Annotated in this window: 21 protein-coding genes; 6 read left to right on the plus strand and 15 right to left on the minus strand. The window is 73.0% G+C overall.

Annotated elements, in window-relative coordinates; genetic code table 11:
* Positions 1–133: 133 nt before the first annotated feature.
* From NI26_RS01045 to NI26_RS01065, 5 genes are all read right to left on the minus strand, one after another.
* On the minus strand, positions 134–1,042 hold the full coding sequence (locus NI26_RS01045) for a carbohydrate ABC transporter permease (RefSeq protein ID WP_235426419.1): 909 nt from the start codon (positions 1,040–1,042) through the stop codon (positions 134–136).
* Positions 1,039–1,998: a carbohydrate ABC transporter permease gene (locus NI26_RS01050; RefSeq protein ID WP_081984542.1), complete on the minus strand. Its 960-nt coding sequence runs from the start codon at positions 1,996–1,998 to the stop codon at positions 1,039–1,041. Before NI26_RS01050 ends, NI26_RS01045 begins: the two co-directional genes overlap by 4 nt.
* A gap of 109 nt (positions 1,999–2,107) precedes the next feature.
* Complete coding sequence (locus NI26_RS01055; RefSeq protein WP_066651512.1) at positions 2,108–3,421, minus strand: ABC transporter substrate-binding protein; 1,314 nt, start codon at positions 3,419–3,421, stop codon at positions 2,108–2,110.
* Positions 3,418–4,656, minus strand: coding sequence for a Gfo/Idh/MocA family protein (locus NI26_RS01060; protein WP_066651513.1), 1,239 nt, complete (start codon positions 4,654–4,656; stop codon positions 3,418–3,420). The genes NI26_RS01055 and NI26_RS01060 overlap by 4 nt, the downstream gene beginning before the upstream one ends.
* A 203-nt stretch (positions 4,657–4,859) precedes the next feature.
* The gene (locus NI26_RS01065; protein ID WP_066651516.1) at positions 4,860–5,648 is read right to left on the minus strand and encodes a DeoR/GlpR family DNA-binding transcription regulator; all 789 of its coding nucleotides are present in this window, start codon (positions 5,646–5,648) and stop codon (positions 4,860–4,862) included.
* Positions 5,649–5,779: 131 nt separating this feature from the next.
* Here NI26_RS01065 and NI26_RS01070 point away from each other — a divergent pair, with 131 nt between their 5' ends.
* Entirely contained in the window at positions 5,780–6,829 is a 1,050-nt protein-coding gene (locus NI26_RS01070; RefSeq protein ID WP_066651518.1) for an ROK family protein, read from the plus strand.
* Positions 6,826–7,941 (plus strand): N-acetylglucosamine-6-phosphate deacetylase, encoded by a 1,116-nt coding sequence (locus NI26_RS01075; protein ID WP_066651520.1) that lies wholly within the window; start codon positions 6,826–6,828, stop codon positions 7,939–7,941. Before NI26_RS01070 ends, NI26_RS01075 begins: the two co-directional genes overlap by 4 nt.
* 96 nt (positions 7,942–8,037) lie before the next feature.
* On the opposite strand, the gene NI26_RS01080 is transcribed toward NI26_RS01075, so the two are convergent.
* Positions 8,038–9,081, minus strand: coding sequence for a hypothetical protein (locus tag NI26_RS01080; protein ID WP_066651522.1), 1,044 nt, complete (start codon positions 9,079–9,081; stop codon positions 8,038–8,040).
* 81 nt (positions 9,082–9,162) lie between these two features.
* Positions 9,163–9,582, minus strand: a complete 420-nt coding sequence (locus NI26_RS01085) for a BLUF domain-containing protein (protein ID WP_066651524.1) — start codon at positions 9,580–9,582, stop codon at positions 9,163–9,165.
* Between the two features lie 129 nt (positions 9,583–9,711).
* On the opposite strand from NI26_RS01085, the gene NI26_RS01090 reads away from it, so the two are divergent.
* Entirely contained in the window at positions 9,712–10,617 is a 906-nt protein-coding gene (locus tag NI26_RS01090) for a carbohydrate kinase family protein (RefSeq protein ID WP_066651525.1), read from the plus strand.
* A 331-nt stretch (positions 10,618–10,948) separates the two neighbouring features.
* Here the strand turns inward: NI26_RS01090 and NI26_RS01095 are convergent, their stop codons facing one another.
* The 7 genes from NI26_RS01095 to NI26_RS01125 form a co-directional block, all read right to left on the minus strand.
* Positions 10,949–11,872, minus strand: a complete 924-nt coding sequence (locus NI26_RS01095) for a PfkB family carbohydrate kinase (RefSeq protein ID WP_081984544.1) — start codon at positions 11,870–11,872, stop codon at positions 10,949–10,951.
* A complete protein-coding gene (locus tag NI26_RS01100) occupies positions 11,869–13,353 on the minus strand; it encodes a purine-cytosine permease family protein (RefSeq protein WP_066651526.1) in 1,485 nt (494 codons plus the stop codon). The genes NI26_RS01095 and NI26_RS01100 overlap by 4 nt, the downstream gene beginning before the upstream one ends.
* Positions 13,354–13,497: 144 nt before the next feature.
* On the minus strand, positions 13,498–14,514 hold the full coding sequence (locus NI26_RS01105; RefSeq protein WP_066651527.1) for an ADP-ribosylglycohydrolase family protein: 1,017 nt from the start codon (positions 14,512–14,514) through the stop codon (positions 13,498–13,500).
* Entirely contained in the window at positions 14,511–15,221 is a 711-nt protein-coding gene (locus NI26_RS01110; protein ID WP_066651529.1) for a GntR family transcriptional regulator, read from the minus strand. The genes NI26_RS01105 and NI26_RS01110 overlap by 4 nt, the downstream gene beginning before the upstream one ends.
* Positions 15,222–15,338: 117 nt before the next feature.
* Positions 15,339–17,357: a glycogen debranching protein GlgX gene (gene glgX / locus NI26_RS01115; RefSeq protein ID WP_066651531.1), complete on the minus strand. Its 2,019-nt coding sequence runs from the start codon at positions 17,355–17,357 to the stop codon at positions 15,339–15,341.
* Positions 17,358–17,493: 136 nt separating this feature from the next.
* Complete coding sequence (gene msrA / locus NI26_RS01120; protein WP_066651533.1) at positions 17,494–18,015, minus strand: peptide-methionine (S)-S-oxide reductase MsrA; 522 nt, start codon at positions 18,013–18,015, stop codon at positions 17,494–17,496.
* A 154-nt stretch (positions 18,016–18,169) separates the two neighbouring features.
* Positions 18,170–18,955 carry an SDR family NAD(P)-dependent oxidoreductase gene (locus NI26_RS01125; RefSeq protein WP_066651536.1) on the minus strand — a complete coding sequence of 262 codons (786 nt, stop codon included), beginning with the start codon at positions 18,953–18,955 and terminating at the stop codon, positions 18,170–18,172.
* 86 nt (positions 18,956–19,041) lie between these two features.
* Between NI26_RS01125 and NI26_RS01130 the strand changes: the two genes are divergently transcribed.
* Positions 19,042–19,896 (plus strand): helix-turn-helix transcriptional regulator, encoded by an 855-nt coding sequence (locus NI26_RS01130; RefSeq protein ID WP_066651538.1) that lies wholly within the window; start codon positions 19,042–19,044, stop codon positions 19,894–19,896.
* 120 nt (positions 19,897–20,016) lie between these two features.
* The gene (locus tag NI26_RS01135; protein ID WP_066651540.1) at positions 20,017–20,277 is read left to right on the plus strand and encodes a hypothetical protein; all 261 of its coding nucleotides are present in this window, start codon (positions 20,017–20,019) and stop codon (positions 20,275–20,277) included.
* Between the two features lie 35 nt (positions 20,278–20,312).
* Here the strand turns inward: NI26_RS01135 and NI26_RS01140 are convergent, their stop codons facing one another.
* Complete coding sequence (locus NI26_RS01140) at positions 20,313–20,921, minus strand: TetR/AcrR family transcriptional regulator (RefSeq protein ID WP_066651542.1); 609 nt, start codon at positions 20,919–20,921, stop codon at positions 20,313–20,315.
* A 78-nt stretch (positions 20,922–20,999) separates the two neighbouring features.
* Between NI26_RS01140 and NI26_RS01145 the strand changes: the two genes are divergently transcribed.
* Positions 21,000–21,614, plus strand: coding sequence for a GNAT family N-acetyltransferase (locus NI26_RS01145; protein WP_066651543.1), 615 nt, complete (start codon positions 21,000–21,002; stop codon positions 21,612–21,614).
* Positions 21,615–21,693: the final 79 nt, after the last annotated feature.

A 21,693-nucleotide genomic window follows, 5' to 3' on the forward strand; every position in this document is an offset into this window, starting at 1 on the left:
CGGAGCCGCGGGGCGGGCCGGTACCGTGCCTCCCGTCCGGGCGCATCGGCCGTCCACGCGGCCGCAGCGACCACGACGGAGCGCCCCTCGGATCCCGAGGGGCGCTCCGTCCGGTGGCCGTGTCGGCCACCGCTCACTTCAGGCCGGAGGACGCGAGTCCGTCGATCACCCGCCGCTGCAGCACGATGAACAGGATCAGCACCGGGGCCATCGCCATCAGGCTCGCCGCCATGAGCAGGGGGTAGTCGATGGTCCGGTCGCTGGACAGGGTCGCGAGCCCGGCGGCGAGCGGCATGTCCTCGGCCCGGGTGGAGACCACCAGCGGCCAGAGCAGCTCGTTCCACGACCAGAGCACGGTCGTGATCGCGAGCACGCTGATCGACGGGCGGGCGAGCGGCAGCATGATCCGCCAGAAGGTCTGGAACGGGTTGGCCCCGTCCATGCGTGCCGCCTCCTCGAGCTCCGCGGGCATGTTGAGGAACGCGGTCCGCATCAGGAAGGTGCCGAAGGCGCTGAACAGGCCCGGTGCGACGATGCCGGCCAGGCTGTCCAGCCACCCGAGGCCCTGGACGATCTGGTACTGCGAGATCAGGTAGACCTGCGACGGCACCAGCAGGATCGACAGCACGATCCCGAGGATGACCGCGCGGCCGCGGAACCGCATGCGGGCGAACGCGTACCCGGCCAGGGTGCACAGCACGATCTGCGCCAGGGTGCGGATCAGGGTCACCCAGATCGAGGTCGCGAGCTGGTCGAGGAAGGGGAGCCGTTCGAACACCCGGGCGAAGTTGCTCCACTGCAGCTCACCGGGCCAGAAGGTCGGCGTCGGCGAGGTCACCTGCGCGTTCGTGGACAGCGCCATGACGATCTGCCACAGGAACGGGAACGCCATGACGAACCCACCCATGCCGAGCACCACGTGGATCCACCAGTGGCTGCCCCCGCGGCGCCCCGGACGCGTCGTCGTCTGCGCCCGGCTGCGGCTCGCCGCCCTCGTGGCCGCCGCGACCTTGCTGCCGCGCGCTTCGATGATGCCGGTCATGACTGGACCCACTTCCGCTGGACCCGGAACTGCAGGACGGTGATGATGCCGATGAGCACGAAGATCACCATCGCGATGGCAGCCGCGAAGCCCTTGTCGTTGTCGATGAACCCGGCGTTGTAGAAGTAGAAGACGAGGGACATCGTCTTCGGGATGACCGGGTTGGTGGAGCCGAGGATCGCGTAGAGCAGGTCGAACAGCTGGAAGCTCGAGATCGTGGTGACGACGAGCACGAAGAAGATGCTCGGGGTCAGCAGCGGCACGGTGAGCGCGTGGAACTGGCGCCAGCGACTCGCGCCGTCCAGCTCTGCGGCCTCGTACAGCTCGGGTGGGATGTCCTTGAGCCCGGCACCGAGGATGATCATCGAGAAGCCGAGCGACGACCACAGGCCGACGAGGGACACCGCGACGAGCGCGAAGCCCGGGGTGGAGATCCAGTACGGGCCGTCGATGCCGACCAGCCCGAGGAACCAGTTCACGATGCCGAAGTCGCCGTTGTACATGATGCGCCACACCAGGGCGATCGCGGCGGGCATCGCGACGTAGGGCAGGAAGAACAGCACGCGGTAGAACTGTGCGAAGCGCAGGCCCGGCGTGTTCAGCAGGCTCGCGAGCCAGACCGCGATCGGGATGCCGAGCAGGACGATCACCGTGTAGACGATCGTGTTGACCAGCGACTGGTACAGCTGCGGGTCGGTCAGCAGGCGCCCGTAGTTCGCCAGGCCCGTGAAGGTGGCGCCGCCGAACACGCCCCAGCTCGTGAACGAGTACCAGAACGTCTGGAGGATCGGCCAGATGAAGAACGTCCCGACGCCGATGAGCAGCGGGAGCACGAACAACCACGGCCAGATGCCGTCGGTGCGTGGTGCCCGCGACGGTCGCGAGGGGCCGTCGGGACTGGTGTCGGGCGGTGCGGCCATCTGTGTGGCGTCCGGTTGCTGGGTGTTGATCGTCATCAGGTCGCTCCTCGGCCAGGGCGGTCGGATCGGGTGGTCCGTGCGGTGCGGATGGGCGGACGGGACGGAGCCGGCCGGCCGGGCGCGGGCCCGACCGACCGGCTCGTCGTCACTCCTTCGCGAGTGCTGCGTCCATCTCCTGGGCGAGCTTCTCCGTCACCTGGTCGACCGGCTCGGAGCCGTCGAAGGCGCTCGGCAGCAGGTTCGTCTCGAGGGTGTTCCACGCGGCGGTGTTCTTCGACACCGGCAGCGGCTTCGCGTAGTCGACCGCGTCGAGGAAGACCTGCAGGTCCGCGTCGGGCATGGTCTTCGTGAAGGCGTCCTGCGTGCCCTCGTACGCCGGGATGACCGCGCCCATGTCGCCCTGCTGCTGCTGTGCCGGCTTGCTCGCCAGGTACGCCTGCAGTGCCTGGGCTGCGGCCCTGTTCCCCGACCCCTCGGCGACGACGTTCGAGACGCCGTGGATGACGGTCGCCTGCTCCTTGCCCTTCGGCAGCGGGTAGACGACGACGTCCTGCTCCATGTCGGTGCCGATCAGCGCCGACCGGAACCAGCTGCCGCCCTGGTACATCGCGAGCTTGCCGGAGGTGAACCACTGGTCCGCCGTGGTGTCGGTGAGCTGCTTGATCGTCGGCGAAGCGCCCGAGTCGATCAGGTCGGTCCAGAAGCGGATGCCCTCCTGCGCGGCCTTCGTGTCGTACTCCGACTTCCCGTCGTCGATGACGGACCCGCCGGCCTGGAAGATCGTGTCGTAGTAGGTGGTCTGTCCGTCCATGCCGCCGGCGGCGCCGTACGCGCCGTCGCCCTGCAGCTTCTGCGACAGTTCGGCGGCGGTGTCCTGGAAGTCCTGCCACGTCCAGTCCTTCGACGGCATCGCGACGCCGGCCTGCTCGAACAGGGCCTTGTTCACCCAGACGCCGATCGTGTCGAAGTCCTTCGGCACGCCGTACTGCTTGCCGTCGTAGGTGTACAGGTCGTCGAGCGCCTTCGAGTACTTCGACGGGTCGATCGCGCCCGACTCCACGGCGCCGGTGATCGGTGCGAGCTTGCCGTTGCCCGCGTAGAGCTGGAAGTTCGGGCCGTTCATCCAGAACAGGTCGGGCAGCGTGTTGCTGGAGCCCTGCGTCTGCAGCTTCGTGAAGTAGTTGGCGTACGGCGTGACGTCGACGTTGACGGTGATGTCCGGGTACTCCTCGTTGAAGCCCTTGATGTTCGCCTTGATCGCGTCGACCTGGTTCTGGTCCCACACGGCGTACGTCAGGTCGGCCTTCGTGTCCTTCGCGACGGTGCCCTTCCCGGAGTCGGAGCCGGCGGACGAGGCGCTGCTGCACCCGGCGAGGAGGGCGACGGCGCTGACCGCGGCAGCGAGACCGAGCAGGGCGCGGCGGCGACCGCGGCCGTGACGGGGGGAGGGGAGGGTCATCGGGTGTTCCTTCCGGAGAGGTCGTCGCGGCCGGCGGCCGAGAAGTGACGGATCGTGGCATCGGGGAGGGGCGGCACGTCGAGCGGGACGGAGCCGTTGCGGAGCGAGCGGGTGGCGAGTGCGCCGGCGGCGACCGCCATGCGCGCCGCGATCGGGGACAGCGTCGTCGGCTCGCCGAGGGCCACCGAGCGGAGGAACTCGGTCATCGTGAGGAGGTCGGCGTCGGCGTGACCGTCCTCGACGCCGTCGACGGGGTACTCGACGTCACCGGTGACGTCCCAGTTGCGGCGGTGGGTCCACACCTTGACGACACCACCGCCGGTGTCGCCGACGTTCTCGAGCCGTCCGTGGGTGCCGATCACCGTGTAGTTGCGCCAGTAGTCGGGCGTGAAGTGGCACTGCTCGTAGCTCGCCTGCACGCCGTTGTCGAGCGTCATCATCACCATCGAGACGTCCTCCACGTCGACGACGGGGTTCAGGCCGGTCTGCTCGGCGGGCGGCCAGTTGTCGAACGAGAACCAGTCGGTCATGAGCTCGTCGCTGCGGTCCCGCCGGTCGGTGACGTCGCCGTACACGGAGAGCGACCCCATCCCGACGACCCGGCTCGTGTACGCACCGGCGAGGGCGTGCACGACGTCGAGGTCGTGGCTCGCCTTCTGCAGCAGGAGGGAGTTCACGCGGCTGCGGTCGGCGTGCCAGTCCTTGAAGTAGTAGTCGCCGCCGTTGCCGACGAAGTGGCGGACCCACACCGCCTTGACCTCGCCGATCTCACCGCGGGCGATCACCTCGCGCATGAGTCGGACGACGGCGGCGTGCCGGAAGTTGTGGCCGACGTACAGGGGCGTCCCGGTCTCGGCGGCGGTGTTCAGGACGGCGTCGGCGTCCTCGACCGTGATCGCCAGGGGCTTCTCGAGGTAGACGGCGATGCCGGCACGGAGCAGGTCGATCGCGATCTCGGCGTGGGTCCAGTCCGGGGTGGTGACGATCGCCGCGTCCACGAGGTTCGGCACGCCGTCCGAGCCGATCAGTGCCCGGTGGTCGGCGACCACCTCGGCCTCCGGCCAGTGCGCGGCGGCACGTGTCCGGCCGCCCTCCGTGGTGTCGGCGGCGGCCGTGATCCGGGCGTCCACGCCGTCGGCGTCCAGCCCCGCAGCGGCCACGTGGTCGGCGATGGCCGACCGCTGTCCGATGCCGACGACGCCGACCCGGAGCAGGCGTGTGCTCGTGGTGGTCATCTCGCTCCCTTGCGTGAATGTGACGGCAATGTTGCCAAATCGATCATGAGTGCACAATAAGCACGCACGGCTCGATCACGGAAGCGTGCATCCGAGGTTGTTACATGTCGGCAACGTCACGACGACGGCACGGGACGGCGCCGGCCGACTGCGGCTGCGCAGCCGACGACGGGCGGATCCGGGGTGACCTGGGCCGCGGGGCGTCAGCTCGCGACGACGAGTTCCACGCCGGCGGACGCCAGGTCTGCGGCGAACGACGCCGGCACCGCCTGGTCCGTGACGAGCACGTCGATGCGGTCGAGCGGGCAGATGCGCGCGAAGGTGGAGCGCTCGATCTTCGTCGAGTCGGCGACCACGATGATCCGCCGTCCGACCGACGCGAAGTGCCGGCTCACCTCGGCCTCGCCCTCGTGCATGGTCGTGGCGCCGTACTGGCCGGACAGCCCGTCGACCCCCAGCACGACGACGTCGAGCGCGAACCCGTCGAGGGTGTCCCGGACCGTCGGGCCGATGAGCTCGTACGACTGCCGCCGTGCCACACCGCCCGTCACGACGATCTTGACGTTGGCGCGGATCGACAGCTCGTAGCCGATGTTCAGGGCGTTGGTGACGATGGTGATGCCGCACTCGCCGTCGGCGCGGATGAAGCGCTCGGACTTGCCGAGCTCCCGCGCGACCTCGGTCGTCGTCGTCCCGCCGTTCAGGCCGACGGTGTCCCCCGGGGAGACGAGCGCGGCGGTCGCCCGGGCGATGGCGGTCTTCGCCTCGGCCTGCCGGGCGATCTTGTACTGCAGCGGCAGCTCGTACCCCGCGCCCAGCGCTGCGGCCCCACCGTGGGTGCGCGTGACCAGCCGCTGGTCCGCCAGGGTCGTGAGGTCGCGCCGGGCGGTCGCAGCGGAGATGCCGAGCGCCTCGCCGATCTCGGCGATGGAGACGTTCCCGCGGTCGCTCACGAGCTCGAGGAGCGCGTTGAGCCTCTGCTGCGGGGTCATGGCGTCATCCTACGGGCGTGTTCGCTGCGCGATGTGAGCGGAAATGATGCGCGTTGTTTGCACCGATCACGATCGGTCGGCAGGCTGTCGGCGTCCGATCAGTCCCGATCGGCACGACCGGAGGGCTCGCGATGACCGCGAACGGTGCAGCGCTCGGCATCGACGTCGGGGGCACGAGCATCAAGGTGCGCCTGGTCGCCGACGACGGGCGGGTGCTCGAGGAGCAGCGTGTCCCGACACCCCGGGAGGACCCGCAGGCCACCGCGCTGGCCGAGCTCGTCGCGACGCTGGGACAGCGGGCCCGGACGGTCGCCCGGCGACGGGGGACGGAACTCGGGGCGATCGGTCTGGTCGTCCCCGGGGTCGTCGACGAGGACGCCGGCCGATCGGTGCTCTCCGTGAACCTCGGCTGGCGGGACGTTCCGGTCCGGGCACGGGTCGACGACGCCCTGCGCGCGGCAGGCGTGGACGCCGTCCCGCTCGCCTTCGGCCACGACGTCCGGGCCGGAGCGCTCGCCGAGGTCCGGGCCGCCGGTCCGGGAGCGGCCCCGGGCGGTCCGCTCGCCACCGACACCGACACCGACACCGACACCGACACCCTCGCCGCGCTCGGCCGTGGCACCGTCGCCTTCGTCCCCGTGGGGACCGGCCTGGCGAGTGCCCTGGTCGTCGACGGCCGGGTCGTGCCGGGCGGCGGGTGGGCCGGGGAGGTCGGCCAGGTCCGGATCCGGGACGGCGCGCACGCGGGCCTCCGGGTCGAGGAGGTCGCCTCGGCCGGCGCCGTCGCACGCCGCAGCGGTGCTCCGAGCGCCCACGACGCGATGCTCCGGGTCCTCGACGGGGACCCGGTCGCCCGACGGGCGTGGGACGACTGCGTCGACGTGCTCGCCGACACCCTGGCCTGGCTGACGGCCGTCGCGGGGTGCCACACCCTGATCGTCGGCGGCGGGCTGGCGCAGTCCGGGCCGCTGCTGTTCGACCCGCTGCGCGCCGCCGTCGCGGACCGCCTCGCCGGGGTCCGACTGCCCGAACTCGTGGGGGCGCGCCACGGCGATGCGGCCGGCGCCATCGGTGCGGTGCTGCTCGCCCGCCAGGCCCGAGCCGGCTCGGCGCAGGCCGGCTCCGCGCGTGCCGCGTCGGTGCGTGCCGGGTCGGTGCCGGACGTGGCGGTGACCGCGTGACCGTCCTCGTCCGCGCCCCACGGATCGTCACCGCCGCGGTCGACCTGTCGGAGGCGTGGCTCGCCGTCGAGGACGGCCGGGTCGCCGCGGTCGGCACCGGTGCGGCACCGGTGCACGACCGTGTGGTCGAGGCGCCGGGCACCGTCCTGCCGGCCTTCGTCGACCTGCACGCGCACGGTGCCCTCGGGCACGACTTCGCCTCGTGCTCGGTCGCCGAGGCGCGGGCGGCCGCCGACCACCACGCCGCGCGGGGGACCACCCGCCTGGTGGCGTCGATCGCGACGGGCACGGTCCCGGACACGGTCGCCGCCCTGCACCGCCTGCGACCGCTCGTCGACGACGGCACGCTCGCCGGACTGCACCTCGAGGGGCCCTGGCTCGCACCCGCCCGCCGGGGTGCGCACGCCGCGCAGCTGCTGCACCCGCCGACCCCCGACGAGGTCGACCTGTTCGTGGACGCCGGCGGTGCGGCGCTCCGGATCGTCACCCTCGCGCCCGAGCTCCCGGGTGCGCTCGACGCGGTCCGGCGACTGGTGGCGGCGGGCGTCGTCGTCGCGATCGGGCACACCGACGCCGACGGTGACCAGGTCCGGGCGGCGGTGGACGCCGGTGCGACCCTCGTCACGCACCTGTTCAACGGGATGCCGCCGCTGCACCACCGTGCGCCCGGCCCGGTCGGCGTCGCGCTGTCGGACGAGCGTCTCACCGTGGAGTGCATCGTGGACGGCCACCACCTCGACCCGGTCACCGTCGACGTCGTGCGCGGAGCCGCGGGTGACCGCCTCGTGCTCGTCTCGGACGCCATGGCCGCGACCGGCTGCCCCGACGGCAGCTACCGGATCGCCGGCTCGGAGGTCGTCGTCTCCGACGGAGTCGCCCGGCTCGCGGACGGCTCGTCACTGGCGGGGAGCACGATCACGGTGGCGGACGCCGTCGCTCGCTTCGTCGACGGTCGCCCGGACCGGCTGCCGGCGGCGGTGCACGCGTCCTCCACACGAGCGGCGTCGGTGCTCGGTCTGCGTCCGCCGCTCAGCGTCGGATCCGCCGCCGACCTCGTGGTGATCGGACCCGACGGGCGGATCCACCCGCTGCCGCTCGGACCGGCCGCCTGACCGAGCGCGGCCGCCTGCCCGGGCGGCCCGTGTCACGGAGCCGGCGCCGTCGGACGGGAGGCGCGGTGCCGGCCCGCCACGTGCCTCCCGTCCGGATCAGCGACGCGCCGGCGGGCCGCACGCCGCGCCGACGAGCGGACACCGGTTGCCGTCGAGCTCGTCGGTGTACTCGTCGCCGTCACCGAGCAGCACGTGCCGGTACGCCTCGTCGTCGATCGGTTCCGCGGAGCGCACGGCAGCCTCGAGCAGGCTGTCGTCGACCTCCGGCAGGGCGCTGACGGCCACGAGCGTGTCGCCCACGACCGCGGCGACCTCGTGGCCGTGTTCGCTCGTCCGCCGCACGACCCCGCCGTCCTCGTCGCACGACGTCTCCGCCTCGGAACCGCCCCCGGGGGCGACGCCCTCGATCGGTCGGCCGCACGGCGGGGTCGTCGCCGCGAGCGTGACGACCGTCAGGTCCGATCCCGACGCGTCGCCGGGCGCGTGCGCCTCCTCGGCAGGCGAGGAGAACACCTGCAGGAACCCCGGCAGCCGCTGCTCGATGTTCGCCTCGTACACGGAGCCGTACCCGTCGGGGGAGATCGTGACGGGCCGGAAGTCCGCGCCGATGGCGACCTGCGCCCGCGCGATGGCCTGCTCGTCCCGTTGCGCGTCGCTCCCGTGGACGCGGACGCCGACCGCGACGACCACCGCGACGACCGCGACCGCGGCGCCCGTCCCCAGGACGACGCCGAGCTTCCGCAGGACCCCGCGGTGCACGAGCATCGCCGGGACCGCGGCGACGACCGCGCCCACCAGGTACGGCGTGGGCGTGGACGCGAGGAGCGGGAACGTCGGCTCGGGGCCGGCGAGGGCAGCGGGCAGCAGCGCCGCGACGAGGACCGCGGGGACGAGGACGAGGCCCGCAGCACCGAGCCACGCCGTCCGGCGACGCCGGGTGGCGAGGACCGCCAGACCGCCGAGTGCTCCGCACGCCACGACCGTGTGGACCAGCAGTGCCACGAGGCCGGGTACGCCGACGAAGAACGTGAGGAGGGCGGCCGCGCGCGCGAGGTGTGCGGCGCCGACGCCGATCGCCGTCGCGCCGAGCACGTGCACCCAGGGGTGCGTCCTGGTCTGCTCGCTGGTCGTGTCGCCCACGCTGTGCCCCCGTCCGTCGGACCCCCTGTCCGACCGAGCCGATCCTCGCACGCCGCGTGCCGTCGCGGTCGGGCCGGGTCGTCAGCGGGGCGAGGGTCGGAACCAGCGGATCAGCTCGCGGAGCGCCGGCAGCGAGCTGATCTGCGTGCCGTCCGCGGCGTCGAGGTCGTCGAAGGTCGTCCGGTAGCCCGGGGCCTGCTCGACGTCGGTGTCCTCGGCCGGGTAGCCCATCGTCCACTCCGGGAACTGCCGCTCCTCGATGAGCTCCTCGGTGAGCACCGTGACCTTGGTGTGCCGGTCGTCGTGCTTGATCGTCGCCATCTTCGCGCGGACCGCCTGGTCCGGACCCTCGAGCAGCTGCAGGAAGTAGCCGTTCCGGAAGAGCAGGACGCCGGTGATGTCGTTCTCCGCGTTCGCCCGCCGACTCTGCGCGAGCAGGCCGGCGAGGTCGTCGTCGTCGAGGGATCGGGTGGCGACACTCGAGTAGATGAGGGACAGCATCGGGGCTCCTTGGTGGCGGTCGTGCCGGGTCCGTCAGTCAACTCCGCGGCACCCGTGCGTCCACGGACCACCGGGGGACGAGCGGCCAGGCCGACGTCGCACGGCCGTCGGCTCTGGGAGGCTGGTGCCATGGACCCCGTCATCGTCATCGGAGAAGCCCTGGTCGACGTGGTCGACCGCCCCGATGGGCGCGTCGAGCACCCGGGCGGGAGCCCGATGAACGTCGCCGTCGGCCTCGCTCGCCTCGGCCGGGCCGCACGGCTCGTGTGCGCGCTCGGCGACGACGACCACGGCGGTTCGATCCGGGCGCACGTCGGCGCGAGCGACGTCGAGGTCGACGCGACCGCGATCGAGCGCACCTCCACCGCCGTCGCGACGATCGGCGACGACGGCGGTGCGTCCTACGAGTTCGACCTCGACTGGCGCCTCGACCCGGTGCAGGTGCCGGTCGGCACGCCGCTCGTGCACGTCGGCTCCATCGGTGCCGTGCTGGAGCCGGGCGCACGGACCGTGCTCGAGGCGCTCCGTACCCGCCCGACGGACGCCCTCGTCTCCCTCGACCCGAACGTCCGTCCGTCGATCACGCCCGACCGGGATGCCGTGCTCGCCACCCTCGAACCGCTGTTCGCCGAGGCCGACGTGATCAAGCTCAGCGACGAGGACGCCGCGTGGCTCTGGCCGGACCGCAGCGTCGACCAGGTCCTCGACGGGCTGCTGGCGCACGGGGCGGCGCTCGCCGCGGTGACGCTCGGCGGGTCGGGCTGCGCGATGGCGTCCGCCCGCGCGCGGACCACCGTGCCGGCGCCGCGCGTCGAGGTCGCGGACACGATCGGCGCGGGTGACTCGTTCATGGCGGGGCTGCTCGCCGGCGTGCTCGCACGGGGATCCGCGCCCACCGGCCTCGACACCGACGAGCTCGGACGCCTGGCGTCGCTCGCGCTGGCCTGTGCCGCCGTCACGGTGTCCCGCCCGGGCGCGGACCCACCCGTCCGGGCCGAGCTCGACACGGACGCCGCCGGGGTCCTGGGCGCCTGACCGCTCGTCGCCCTGCCGCACGCCCGGACCGGACGTACGGGGCAGCGACCGGTGCTCGCCACGGGTGAGCCTCGCGTCGCCCGCACAACGGGGAGCACGTGGCGCCGCGGATCGACGTGGCGCGAGGTGCTCCCGGTTGTGCGCGAGCACATCGCACCGGCGGCCGACCGCGTGCCCGCTGACCGCCCGACCACCGACCGCGTGACCGCTGACCGCTCGACCACCGACCGCGCGACCGCTGACCGCTCGACCACCGACCGCGCGACCGCCGACCGCGCGACCGCTGCGGCCCGCGCGGGCGCACGGCCGCGCACCGGCCGGGCCCCCGCCGTCAGGCGTGCGCGGCGAGGAACGCGTCGGTCTCCGCGGCCGTCGGAGCCGTCGCCGGCCCCCGCCGTGTCACCGCGAGTGCCGCCGCGGCATTGGCACGCCGGACTGCGTCGACCAGCGAGTGACCGCGCGCCAGGGCAGCGACGAGCACGCCGCCGTGGGCGTCACCCGCGCCGTTCGAGTCCACCGCGTCGACGGGGAACCCGGGCACCAGGACCGGGGCGCGCCCCGGCTCGGCGACCCAGCAGCCCGCTGCGCCGTCACGGGCCAGCGCGGTGCCGCGGGCGGATGCGGCGATCGCCGCGACCGCCTCGGGGAGTCCCGCGGCGGTCGGTGCCATGAGCCGTGCCTCCCGGCCGTTGGCGCTGACCACGTCCGCGCGCGCCATGACGGGGCCGAGCACCGCCGGGGGCAGCGTGTCGACCAGCGGTGACGGGTCGAGCACGACACGGACGGAGTCGGGCACCGTCGTCAGCCAGTCGGCGATGGCCGGACCGTTGACGGCGTGCGCGAGGCCGTAGCCGGAGACGACGACCGTGTCGTCCGGCCGGAGCGCGACGCGGTCGAGGTCCGCGCGGCCGAGCCGGCCCTCGGCGCCGACGCTCGTCACGAAGGTGCGCTCGGTGGAGGCGTCGACGAGTGCGACGCAGTACCCGCTGTCGACGTCGTCGAGCCCGGGCTGCAGGACCTCGACGCCCGAGTCGACGAGCGCCGCACGGACGACGTCGCCGAACGGCCCGGTGCCGTACTGCCCGGCGAACACCACGGGCAGGCCGTCGCGGACGGCGGCGACCATCGTGTTGAGCCCGCCGCCCGCGGTGATCTCCGACGCCGAGGCGATGACGTCACCGCCGGGCTCGGGGATCGCGCCCACGCGCATGACGATGTCGACGACGACGTTGCCGACCGAGACGAGGCGGCTCACGCGCGCTCCTCGGGAGCGTGCAGCTGGCCGCGGGCACCGCCGGTGAGCAGGTACACGAGGGCGGCGACGACGAACGTCACGATCCACCCGAGGCCGTTCGCGCCGATCCAGCTGTCCGAGAGTGCTCCGACGAACACGGGGTCCGCGTCGCCGACCTGCACCGAGGTGAAGAGGAAGCCGACGACGATCGCGACGACCCAGGCGGCGAGGGCGCCCCAGGCGACGCCGCCGCGGTACCAGTAGCGGCCTCCGGCGCGGAGGTCGAGCAGCGCGGCCGGGTCGTACCAGCGTCGCTTCGCCATGTCGGCGATGAACACCCCGAGCCAGGCGGTGATCGGCACCGCGAGCACCGAGATGAACGTGATGAAGGGCGCGTAGAAGCCGTCGGCGACGAGCATGAAGTACATCGCGCCGAGGGTCGTGACGACCACGTCGACGCCGACCGCCCACACGCGGGGCACCTTGATGCCGAGGGTCAGCGTGGTGAGGCTCGCCGAGTACACCGACAGGTGGTTCGACAGCAGCAGTCCGCCGAAGGCCGCGACCAGGTACGGGATCGCCATCCAGCTCGGCAGCAGGTCGCGGATCGCCGCGACCGGGTCACCGGCCTGCGCGAGGGTGGGGTCGCCGGCGGAGACGAGGGCGCCGAGACCGACCAGGACCACGAGGGGGATGCCCGCGCCGGCGGCGCTGGCGCTGATCAGGGCGCCCGCCTTCACCGAGGTGCGCGTGTACCGGGCGATGTCCGCACCGGCGGTCGCCCACCCGATGCCGGTGCCCGCGGCGATGGTGCCGATGCCGATCACCATCGCGGCGACCGGGCCCGCGGGCTGCGACCCGACGACGTCCCAGTCGACACGCAGCACCAGGAACACGGCGACGAAGACGTTGAGGGCGCCGAACACCCACGTCGCCCACTTCTGCACGGCGACGATGAACGCGTGGCCGAGCCCGGAGACGAGCACGGTCGCGACGACGAACACGAGGATGGCGACGATCGTCAGCACCGGGTTCGCCTTCGCGTCGCCCTCGGTGCCGAACAGGATCGTGAAGAGCGACAGCAGCACGAAGGCCGCGGTCGTCGTGTTCACGGTCTCCCAGCCGAGGCGGGAGAGCAGCGACACCGCGGTCGGACCGATGTTCCCGCGCACGCCGAACACCGCGCGGCTCAGGGTCAGACCGGGAGCCCCGCCGCGGCGTCCGGCGATGGAGATCACCCCGACGACCGCGAAGGACCCGGCGGCGCCGATCACCGCGACGACGAGCGCCTGCCAGATCGTCAGCCCCTGGAACGCCACGAGCGTCGCACCGAGGGGGAGCCCGAGGATCGAGATGTTCGCGGCGAACCAGACCCAGAACAGGGCCCCGGGGGCGCCGTTCCGCTCGTCGTGGGGCACGGGCTCGATGCCGCGCTGTTCGACGCTCGTCAGCGTGCCGCTGGAGAGCGTGCCGCCGGAGCGCGTGGTGGTGTCCTGGGCCATGGGGTCCTCTTACGTCATCGGAAGGGTGCTGCGGGGGAGGTGAGGGTGCCGCGGGGAGCGGGTGCTGCGGGAGAGCGGGGTGCTGCGGGGAGGGGTGGTGACCGGGCGGCGGCGGAGGGGGGACCGCCGCCGTCCGGCGTCGGGTCAGGCCCGGTGACGGAGTGCGAGCAGTCCGTCGACCAGCGGGCCGAGCTCGAGGTGGTTCACGGCCGTCACGGTGGTGACCGCGTCGACGGGCCAGGCGTCCGGACCGTGCACGGCACCGAGCACGGCACCGGCCATCGCGGCGATGGTGTCCGTGTCGCCGCCGATCGACGCGGCCGTGCAGAGCGTCTCCCAGGGGTCGAGGTCGAGCGCCACGAGGGCGAGCGCTGCGACGACCGACTCCTGGCTGGCGACGCTCGTGCCGACGAGCTGCGACACGGTGTCGATCCGGTCGTCGGCGGGGACGGTCGGCAGGAAGCCGCGCGCCCAGGTCGTCCTCGCAGCGATGTCCGCGCCCGCGACCCAGTGGCCGCGGCCCGCGCCGATCGTGGCGGCCGCGACCGCGGCGTCGAGCGCCTCGGTCCGGGAGGCGCCGCCGACGCCCGCGCTCACGGCGGCGGCGACGGCGCTCGCCCCGGCGATGCCGATCCCCGTGTCGTGGGTGACGCGCGACGCGTCCTGCACGGCGTCGACCAGACGCACGAGGTCACCGGAGGGCACGGCGATCCCGACCGGCGCGATCCGCATCGCGGCGCCGTTCGTCGTCCCCGTCGACCCGGCTTCGGACGCCGGGACGCCGTCGAGGATGCGCTGCACGGCCGTCTTCGTGCTGGGGCCGAGCAGGTCGAGCGAGCCCTTGGCCTGCATCGCGCGTTCCCAGGCGATGAGCGCCTCGGCGAAGCGGGCGGGGTCGATGTGCCCCTCGCCCTCGACGAGGAGCTCGGCGACCATGACCGCCTGCTCGGTGTCGTCGGTGATCGTGCCCGCGGGCATGCCGGCGGCGATCCGCTGGTGCGGTCCGGCGTCGACGAACCCGGAGATCGTGCCGTGGTCGGCTCGGATCTGCGCGAGGGACATCGACTGCGTGGGCATGCCGAGGGCGTCGCCGATCGCGAGGCCGGTCAGGGCTCCGAGGGCGTGGGTCTGGTCGTTCACGGTGTCCTGTCGAGTCGTCATCGTGCGGTCCCGAAGCGCATGTGCAGGCGGAAGCGGTCCGGGTCGAGGAGGCTGTCGACGCGCTCGACGAACGCGCCCTGGGCGGTGCGCGAGTCACGTCGGCTCCGGAGGAACGGGGTTCCCTCGGCGCGGTCGAGCAGGCGGGCGTCCTCGGCGTCGAGGGGCACGACGTCGACCCACTGCTCGGCGCTCGCCGGCACGAGGCCGGCCTCGGCGATGGTCGCCGTGAGCGAGTCCTCGACCAGTCCGTCGGTCGGTGCAGCGGCCAGACGGCCGACGGCGGGCAGGATGCTCCGCTCGAGCGACACCGGCCGCCCGCCCACGACGGTGCGCAGCCGGTCGACCGCGACGAACGCCGCGTCCGCCGCGTCCACCTCGGCCTGGAGGCCCGGGTCGTCCACGCGGGCGAGTCGCAGGATGCGGGTGGTCACCTCGGTGCCCGAGGCGGCGATCGACCGCGCCCAGCCACCCCGCGGGTCGAGGGCGGCGCCGTCGAACGTGACGACCGAGCCGACGCCCCCGTGGGTCGAGATGTACTCGTCGTCGGCCAGGTCGGCGAGGGCGGCGCGGACGGTGCCGCGGCTCACCGCGAAGCGGGCGGCGAGGTCGTGCTCGCCGGGCAGGCGCTCACCGGCGCGGTACCGGCCCGTCGCGATCGCGTCGCGGAGGGCGTCGGCGACGAGGCGTCGCTTCGATGAGACGGGCATGGACAGGAGTGTACATGTACAACGCCTGTCCAGTCACCGAGGCGATCACACGACGGACGGGAGGCGCGGTGCCAGCTGGCACCGCGCCTCCCGTCCTCGTGTCCGTGCGTCCGGGGACTAGACCAGTGCGGTGAACGACGCGTCGCGCACGAGCAGCGTCGTCGCGTCGCCCTCGACGGCCTGGTCGTGGTCGCTCGACAGGCCGAGCGACCACGTGCCGCCGCCCGGCTTCTCGGGCAGCGTGAACTCGACGGTCGTCCCCGAGGCGTTCAGCAGCACCGCGACGGTGTCGTCGCCCTGCTGCAGCACCAGGATCACCGCGCGGTTGCCCGCGTCGGCCCAGTCGCCGTCCTCGAAGCCCTGCGCGTCCGCGCGGAGCACCTGCACCGTCGACTCCGAGTCACCGGGGGCTGTGCGGTACCAGAGCGGGCGGAGCGCCTCGTGCTGCTTGCGGAACGCGATCGCCGCGGTCGTGAAGGCGAGCAGGTCCTGGTCGGCGGCCTCCCAGTCGAACCACGAGATCTCGTCGTCCTGGCAGTACGCGTTGTTGTTGCCGCCCTGCGAGCGGGCGATCTCGTCGCCACCGAGCATCATCGGGATGCCCGCGGAGAGCATGACCGTGCCGAGGAAGTTCCGGCGCTGGCGGTCGCGGTAGTCGTTCACCGCGCCGTCGTCGGTCGGGCCCTCGATGCCGCCGTTGAAGGACGTGTTGTTGCTCTCGCCGTCGTTGTTGTCCTCGCCGTTGGCCTCGTTGTGCTTCTCGGCGTACATCGTCAGGTCGGCCAGCGTGAAGCCGTCGTGCGCGGTGACGAAGTTCACCGAGCAGAGCGGGGAGCGACGGGAGCCCTCGTACACGTCGGGGGAGCCGAGCGTGCGCTGCACGGCGTCGCCGAGCGTGCCCTCGTCGCCGCGCCAGAACGCGCGGAGGTCGTCGCGGTACTTGCCGTTCCACTCCGACCAGTCGGCCGGGAACCCGCCCACCTGGTAGCCGGCGGTGTCCCACGGCTCGGCGATCATCTTCACCTCGCGGAGCACCGGGTCCTGGTGGATGATGTCGAGGAACGCGGAGTGCTTCTCGGCCTCGCCGTCCTGACGGGTCAGGGTCGTCGCGAGGTCGAAGCGGAAGCCGTCGACGTGCATCTCCTCGACCCAGTAGCGGAGCGAGTCCGTGATGAGCCCGAGCGCGGACGGGTGCGACACGTTGAGCGAGTTCCCCGTGCCGGTCGTGTCGAAGTAGTTCGCCTCGTCACCCTCGACCAGGCGGTAGTACGACTGGTTGTCGATGCCCTTGAAGGACAGCGTCGGGCCCATGTGGTTGCCCTCGGCGGTGTGGTTGTAGACGACGTCCATGATGACCTCGAGCCCCGCGGCGTGCAGGGCCTTGACCATCTCCTTGAACTCGGTGACCTGCTGGCCCGCCGTGCCCGAGGACGAGTACTCGTCGTGCGGGGCGAAGAAGCCGATGCTGTTGTAGCCCCAGTAGTTGCGGAGGCCCTTGTCGGCCAGGGTCGAGTCCTGCACGAACTGGTGCGTCGGCAGCAGTTCGACGGCCGTGACGCCCAGGTCGGTCAGGTGCTTGATCGCGGCCGGGTGCGCCAGGCCCGCGTACGTGCCGCGGATCTCCTCGGGCACGTCCGGGTGCTGCTTCGTGAAGCCCTTGACGTGCACCTCGTAGACGACGGTGTCGCGGTACGGGGTGTGGAGCAGCGTGTCGCCGTCCCAGTCGAACTCGCGGTCCGCGACGACGGACTTCGGCATGGCGCTCGCCGAGTCGGTCTCGTCGATCTGCTCGGGGTCCTCCATGTCGTGGCCGAACAGGGCCTGGCCCCACTCGTACGAGCCGTCGACGGCGGTCGCGTAGGGGTCGAGCAGGAGCTTCGCGGCGTTGTGGCGCAGGCCGTTCGCCGGGTCCCAGGCGCCGTGCACGCGGAAGCCGTAGCGGGTGCCGACGGTCACGTCCGGCACGACGTCGTGGAACGTGTAGCCGGTGCGGTTGCGGAGCTCGGTGCGGTGCTCGGTGCCGTCCTCGTCGAAGCGGCAGAACTCGACCCGCTCGGCGGTGCTGGAGAAGAGCGCGACGTTGGCGCCCCCGTCGACGAGCGTGACGCCGAGCGGGGTGCGGGAGGAAGTGGTCATGCTCCCACTTGTAGTGGTCGGCGACTGTGTCCTCGGGTCGGTGACGTACCCCGGACATGCCGGACCGACGACGGACGGGAGGCGCGGTGCCAGCTGGCACCGCGCCTTCAGACCGTCACGTCGTCACGACGTCACGTCAGACCGTGGCGGTCGCCTCGTCGCGGTGCGGGAGCTTCCAGCCCGGGCGCACGAAGTGGCAGGTGTACCCGGCGGGGTACTTCTCGAGGTAGTCCTGGTGCTCCTCCTCGGCCTCCCAGAAGTCGCCAGCGGGCTCGACCTCGGTGACGACCTTGCCCGGCCAGATGCCGGAGGCGTCGACGTCCGCGATGGTGTCGAGTGCGACCTGGCGCTGCTCGTCGTTCGTGAAGTAGATCGCCGAACGGTAGCTGCGACCCACGTCGTTGCCCTGCCGGTCCTTCGTGGACGGGTCGTGGATCTGGAAGAAGAACTCGAGCAGGTCGCGGTAGGAGATCTGCGACGGGTCGAAGACGATCTCGACGGCCTCGGCGTGGTCGCCGTGGTTCCGGTACGTGGCGTTCGGGGTGTCGCCGCCGGAGTAGCCGACGCGCGTGCTGATGACGCCGGGTCGGCGGCGGAGGAGCTGCTGCGCTCCCCAGAAACACCCGCCGGCGAGGATGGCGGTCTCGGTCGTGGTCATGCTGGCCTCCTGGGCGTCGTCGTTGCCGCTGGCTGCGGCATCACCGGGTGCAACCGGCGACCCCGGGCGCGTGTTCCCGGGTCGTGGTCCATCGTGCGCCCCGGTCGTCGGTGCACGGACGGCCCACGTCCAGCCGGGCGCCACCGCGGGTGCGTCAGGCCCCGGCGCCGCCGTCCACCGGGATGCTCGCTCCGGTCACCATCGAGGCCCGGTCGCTGAGCAGCCAGGCCGCCACCTCGGCGACCTCCTCGGGGCGGGCCATCCTGCCGAGCGGTACCGAGGCGTCGATCTGCTCCGTGATCCCCGGGGTCGCCGCCTCCCACGCGGCGATCATGTCCGTCGCGGTGCCACCCGGGGTGATGCCGTTGACCCGGATGCCCTCGGGCGCCCACGTCACGGCTGCCGTCTCGGTGATGCTGTTCAGGGCGCGCTTCATCGCCCCGTAGGCCGGCAGTGCGGGGTTGGCCCGGCGGCTGCCGATGCTCGACGTGTTCACGATCGCCCCGCCGCCGGAGCGGCGCATCAGGGCGGCCTCGGCGGTCATCGCGACCCAGTGGCCCCGGAAGTTGACCGCGAACTGGGTGTCGATGTCCTCGTCGCTCGTGGCGTCCAGCGGGCCGGGCTGCTGGATCGCGGCTCCGTTGTTGAAGGCGCCGTCGAGTCGCCCGTGCAGCTCGTCGACCCGGTCGACGGCGGCCCGGATGTTCGCCGGGTCGGCGAGGTCGAGCGCGACGGTGTCCGCAGTCCCGCCGGCGTCGCGGATGCCGGAGACGACGGCGTCGAGGGACCCGGTGCTCCGCGCCGCGAGCACGACTGCGGCGCCCTCGTCGGCGAAGAGCCGGGCGGCGGCGGCACCGATGCCGCGGCTGGCGCCGGAGACGAACACGACCTTGCCGGTGAGCAGGCCGTTCGGATGGGTGGTGGTGGTGTGATCGTTCATGCCGTCAGCGTCCGTCCCGCGGTGGCCGCGCAGCCAGGTACACCCGGTACCAGGACGGCGACGTGCCCGCGGGGGAGGATCGGGACATGGACAAGCAGGAGCTGGCCGCGTTCCTCCGCGCACGGCGCGAGCGGTTGCGGCCGGAGGACGTCGGGCTCCCGTCGGGGACCCGCCGGCGCACTCCCGGGCTGCGCCGCGAGGAGGTCGCGGTCCTCGCCCACATCTCCACCGAGTACTACGTCCGGCTCGAGCAGGCACGAGCCCCTCGGCCCTCCGCCGAGGTGCTGGCCGGCATCGCGGGGACGCTGCGCCTCACCGACGCCGAGTCCGACCACCTCCACCTGCTCGCCGGGACCGCCCGGACACGGACCGCGAGCATCCGGCGTCAGGTGCGGCCGAGCATCCTGGCGGTCGTCGACCGTCTGCCGCTGACCGCTGCGATCGTGCTCGCCGCCGACTTCGAGGTCCTCGCGTGGAACCCCCTGGCCGCCGCGCTCCTGGAGGACTTCGCCCTGCGGGACCGTCGGGGCCGCAACCTCGCCCGGCAGGCCTTCCCCGTCGGCGGGACGGGCGGGGCGTCCGAGCCGCCGTACGGCATCTCCGACGGCGCCGAGTTCCGGCACCAGGTGGTGATGCAGCTGCGGACGACGCTCGCGCAGCACCCGACGGACGTGGAGGTGGTCGCGCTCGTCGACGAGCTCCGGACGGGGAACGCGGAGTTCGCGCGGCTCTGGTCACGACACGACGTGCAGCCGGCTCCGGTGCTCACGAAGACCTTCCACCACCCGTCGGTCGGACCGGTCACGGTCGACTGCGACAGCCTCGCGCTCGTCGACGGCGACCAGTTCCTCGTGCTCTACACCGCGGCGCCGGGATCCCCCGACGCCGATGCCCTCGCGCTCCTCGGGATGCTCGCCACGCAGACTGCCGAGCGCGGCTGAGCCACGACGGGCCGGCGGTGACGACGTCGGTGGACGCGGTGCGCACCCGTCGACCCCGCACGTGCGTGTCGTCCTGCGATCGCCTACCATTCGAACACACGTTCGAATCGGGAGGTCGGGATGATGTTGACGCACGAGGTCGCCACGGTGTGGTGGGAGCGCGGGGTGCCGGACCGGATGGTGTGGCGGGACCGACGCTGGCGGGTGAGCGACAGTCCGACGCGACTGACCGCGACGGCGGAGTTCCTGCCGTCGGCGATGACCCACGCGCCGGAGCGCACGGTGGGGTGGCGCTTCCAGGTCAGCGCCGAGGGGGACGCCGTCGTCGTCGACATCGTCCCCGAGGGCGACGGCTGGGTGGTCGCGCGGACCTGGCGCTGATCACGAGCGAGTTCGTCCACCCGGCCCGCCGGTGCTCAGCGGGTGAGCGCGTGCGCCAGGCCGCGGACGAGCACCGCGCGTGCGCGATCGGTCGACGTGCCGTCCGGGTCACCCCACGCCGCGCGCCCGAGGCCGTCGACCAGGGCGAGCACCGCCTCCGCCGCCACCGCGGTCGGTTCGGCGAGCTCGACTCCGTGCCGCGCGGTCCAGCGGGTGATGCCGGCCGCCACCCCGTCGCGCCAGAGGGCTCGCTCGGCGGCGACGAGTGCGTCGTCACCGTCGAGGGCGGTGCCGCTGACGGCCTCGAGGAGGCGGAAGCGTTCGGGCTCCCGGCGCACCAGGTCCAGGTACGCGGCCACTCCGGCATCGATCGCGTCGGCGAGGTCGTGCCGCGCATCGGCAGCGGCGAGCACGCGGGGGAGGACGTCCCGTGCCTGGCGTTCGAGGAGCGCGACCACCAGGTTCCACCGCGCGCCGAAGACGTAGTGCACCACTCCGTGCGCCACGCCGGCACGCTCGGCGACCGCCCGCGTGGTGAGGCCGGTCACCCCGTGGTCGCGCACGACGAGGGCAGCCGCGTCGAGGAGCTCGTCACGCCGTTCCCCTCGGGGGCGGTACGACCGCGTCTGCTGGTCCTGTGTCATCACAGGAAGCGTACGGGGCGTCCGCAGGAGTGGTCGGCAAGCTGATCTGGCCAGCTGGCCGAAAGTGGAGGAGTCCCCGTGTCGATCACCGTCCGTCCCGCATCCCCGTCCGAGGTGCCCGCCGCCGCGACCGTGCTCGCCGAGGCCTTCGCCGCCGACCCCGTCCTCGGTGAGGTCCGACCGCCGCGTCCGGGCGAGGACCGGGTCGTCGTGCTCGGCGCCCTCTTCGCCGCGCTCGTCCGGGCCGTCCCCGAACGCGCCCGGGCGCTCGACGTCGCGGTCGACGAGGGCCGGCTGCTCGGCGCCGCGTTCTGGCAGGCGCCTCGGCCGCACGTCGGCGGCACGCTGGCGTTCGTCCGGCAGGTCCCGGCACTCCTCCGGGTCCTCGGGACCGGCGGTGCCCTCCGCGCGCTGCGGCACCTCCGACGGATGGACCGCGCCCGCCCCGATGCGCCGCACTGGTACCTCGCCGAGATCGGTGTCGCTGCCGCGGCCCGAGGTCAGGGGGTCGGCGGGCTCCTGCTCGACCACGCGCTGCGCCGGGTCGACGCCCTCGCGCAGCACGCGTACCTCGAGTCCTCGACGCCGCAGAACCGCCGGCTCTACCGTCGCCACGGCTTCGGGGACGGTGCGCCGATCACCGGCTTCCGGGCGGCCGCTCCGGTCTCGATGTGGCGACCGGCGGTCGGTTGAGCCGCGACCGACGGACGGACGGGAGGCGCGGTGCCAGCCGGTACCGCGCCTCCCGTCCGTCGGGTGGTGACGTCGGCCG

Origin of the sequence: Curtobacterium sp. MR_MD2014, from assembly GCF_000772085.1 — a bacterium.
Taxonomy (GTDB): Bacteria; Actinomycetota; Actinomycetes; order Actinomycetales; family Microbacteriaceae; genus Curtobacterium.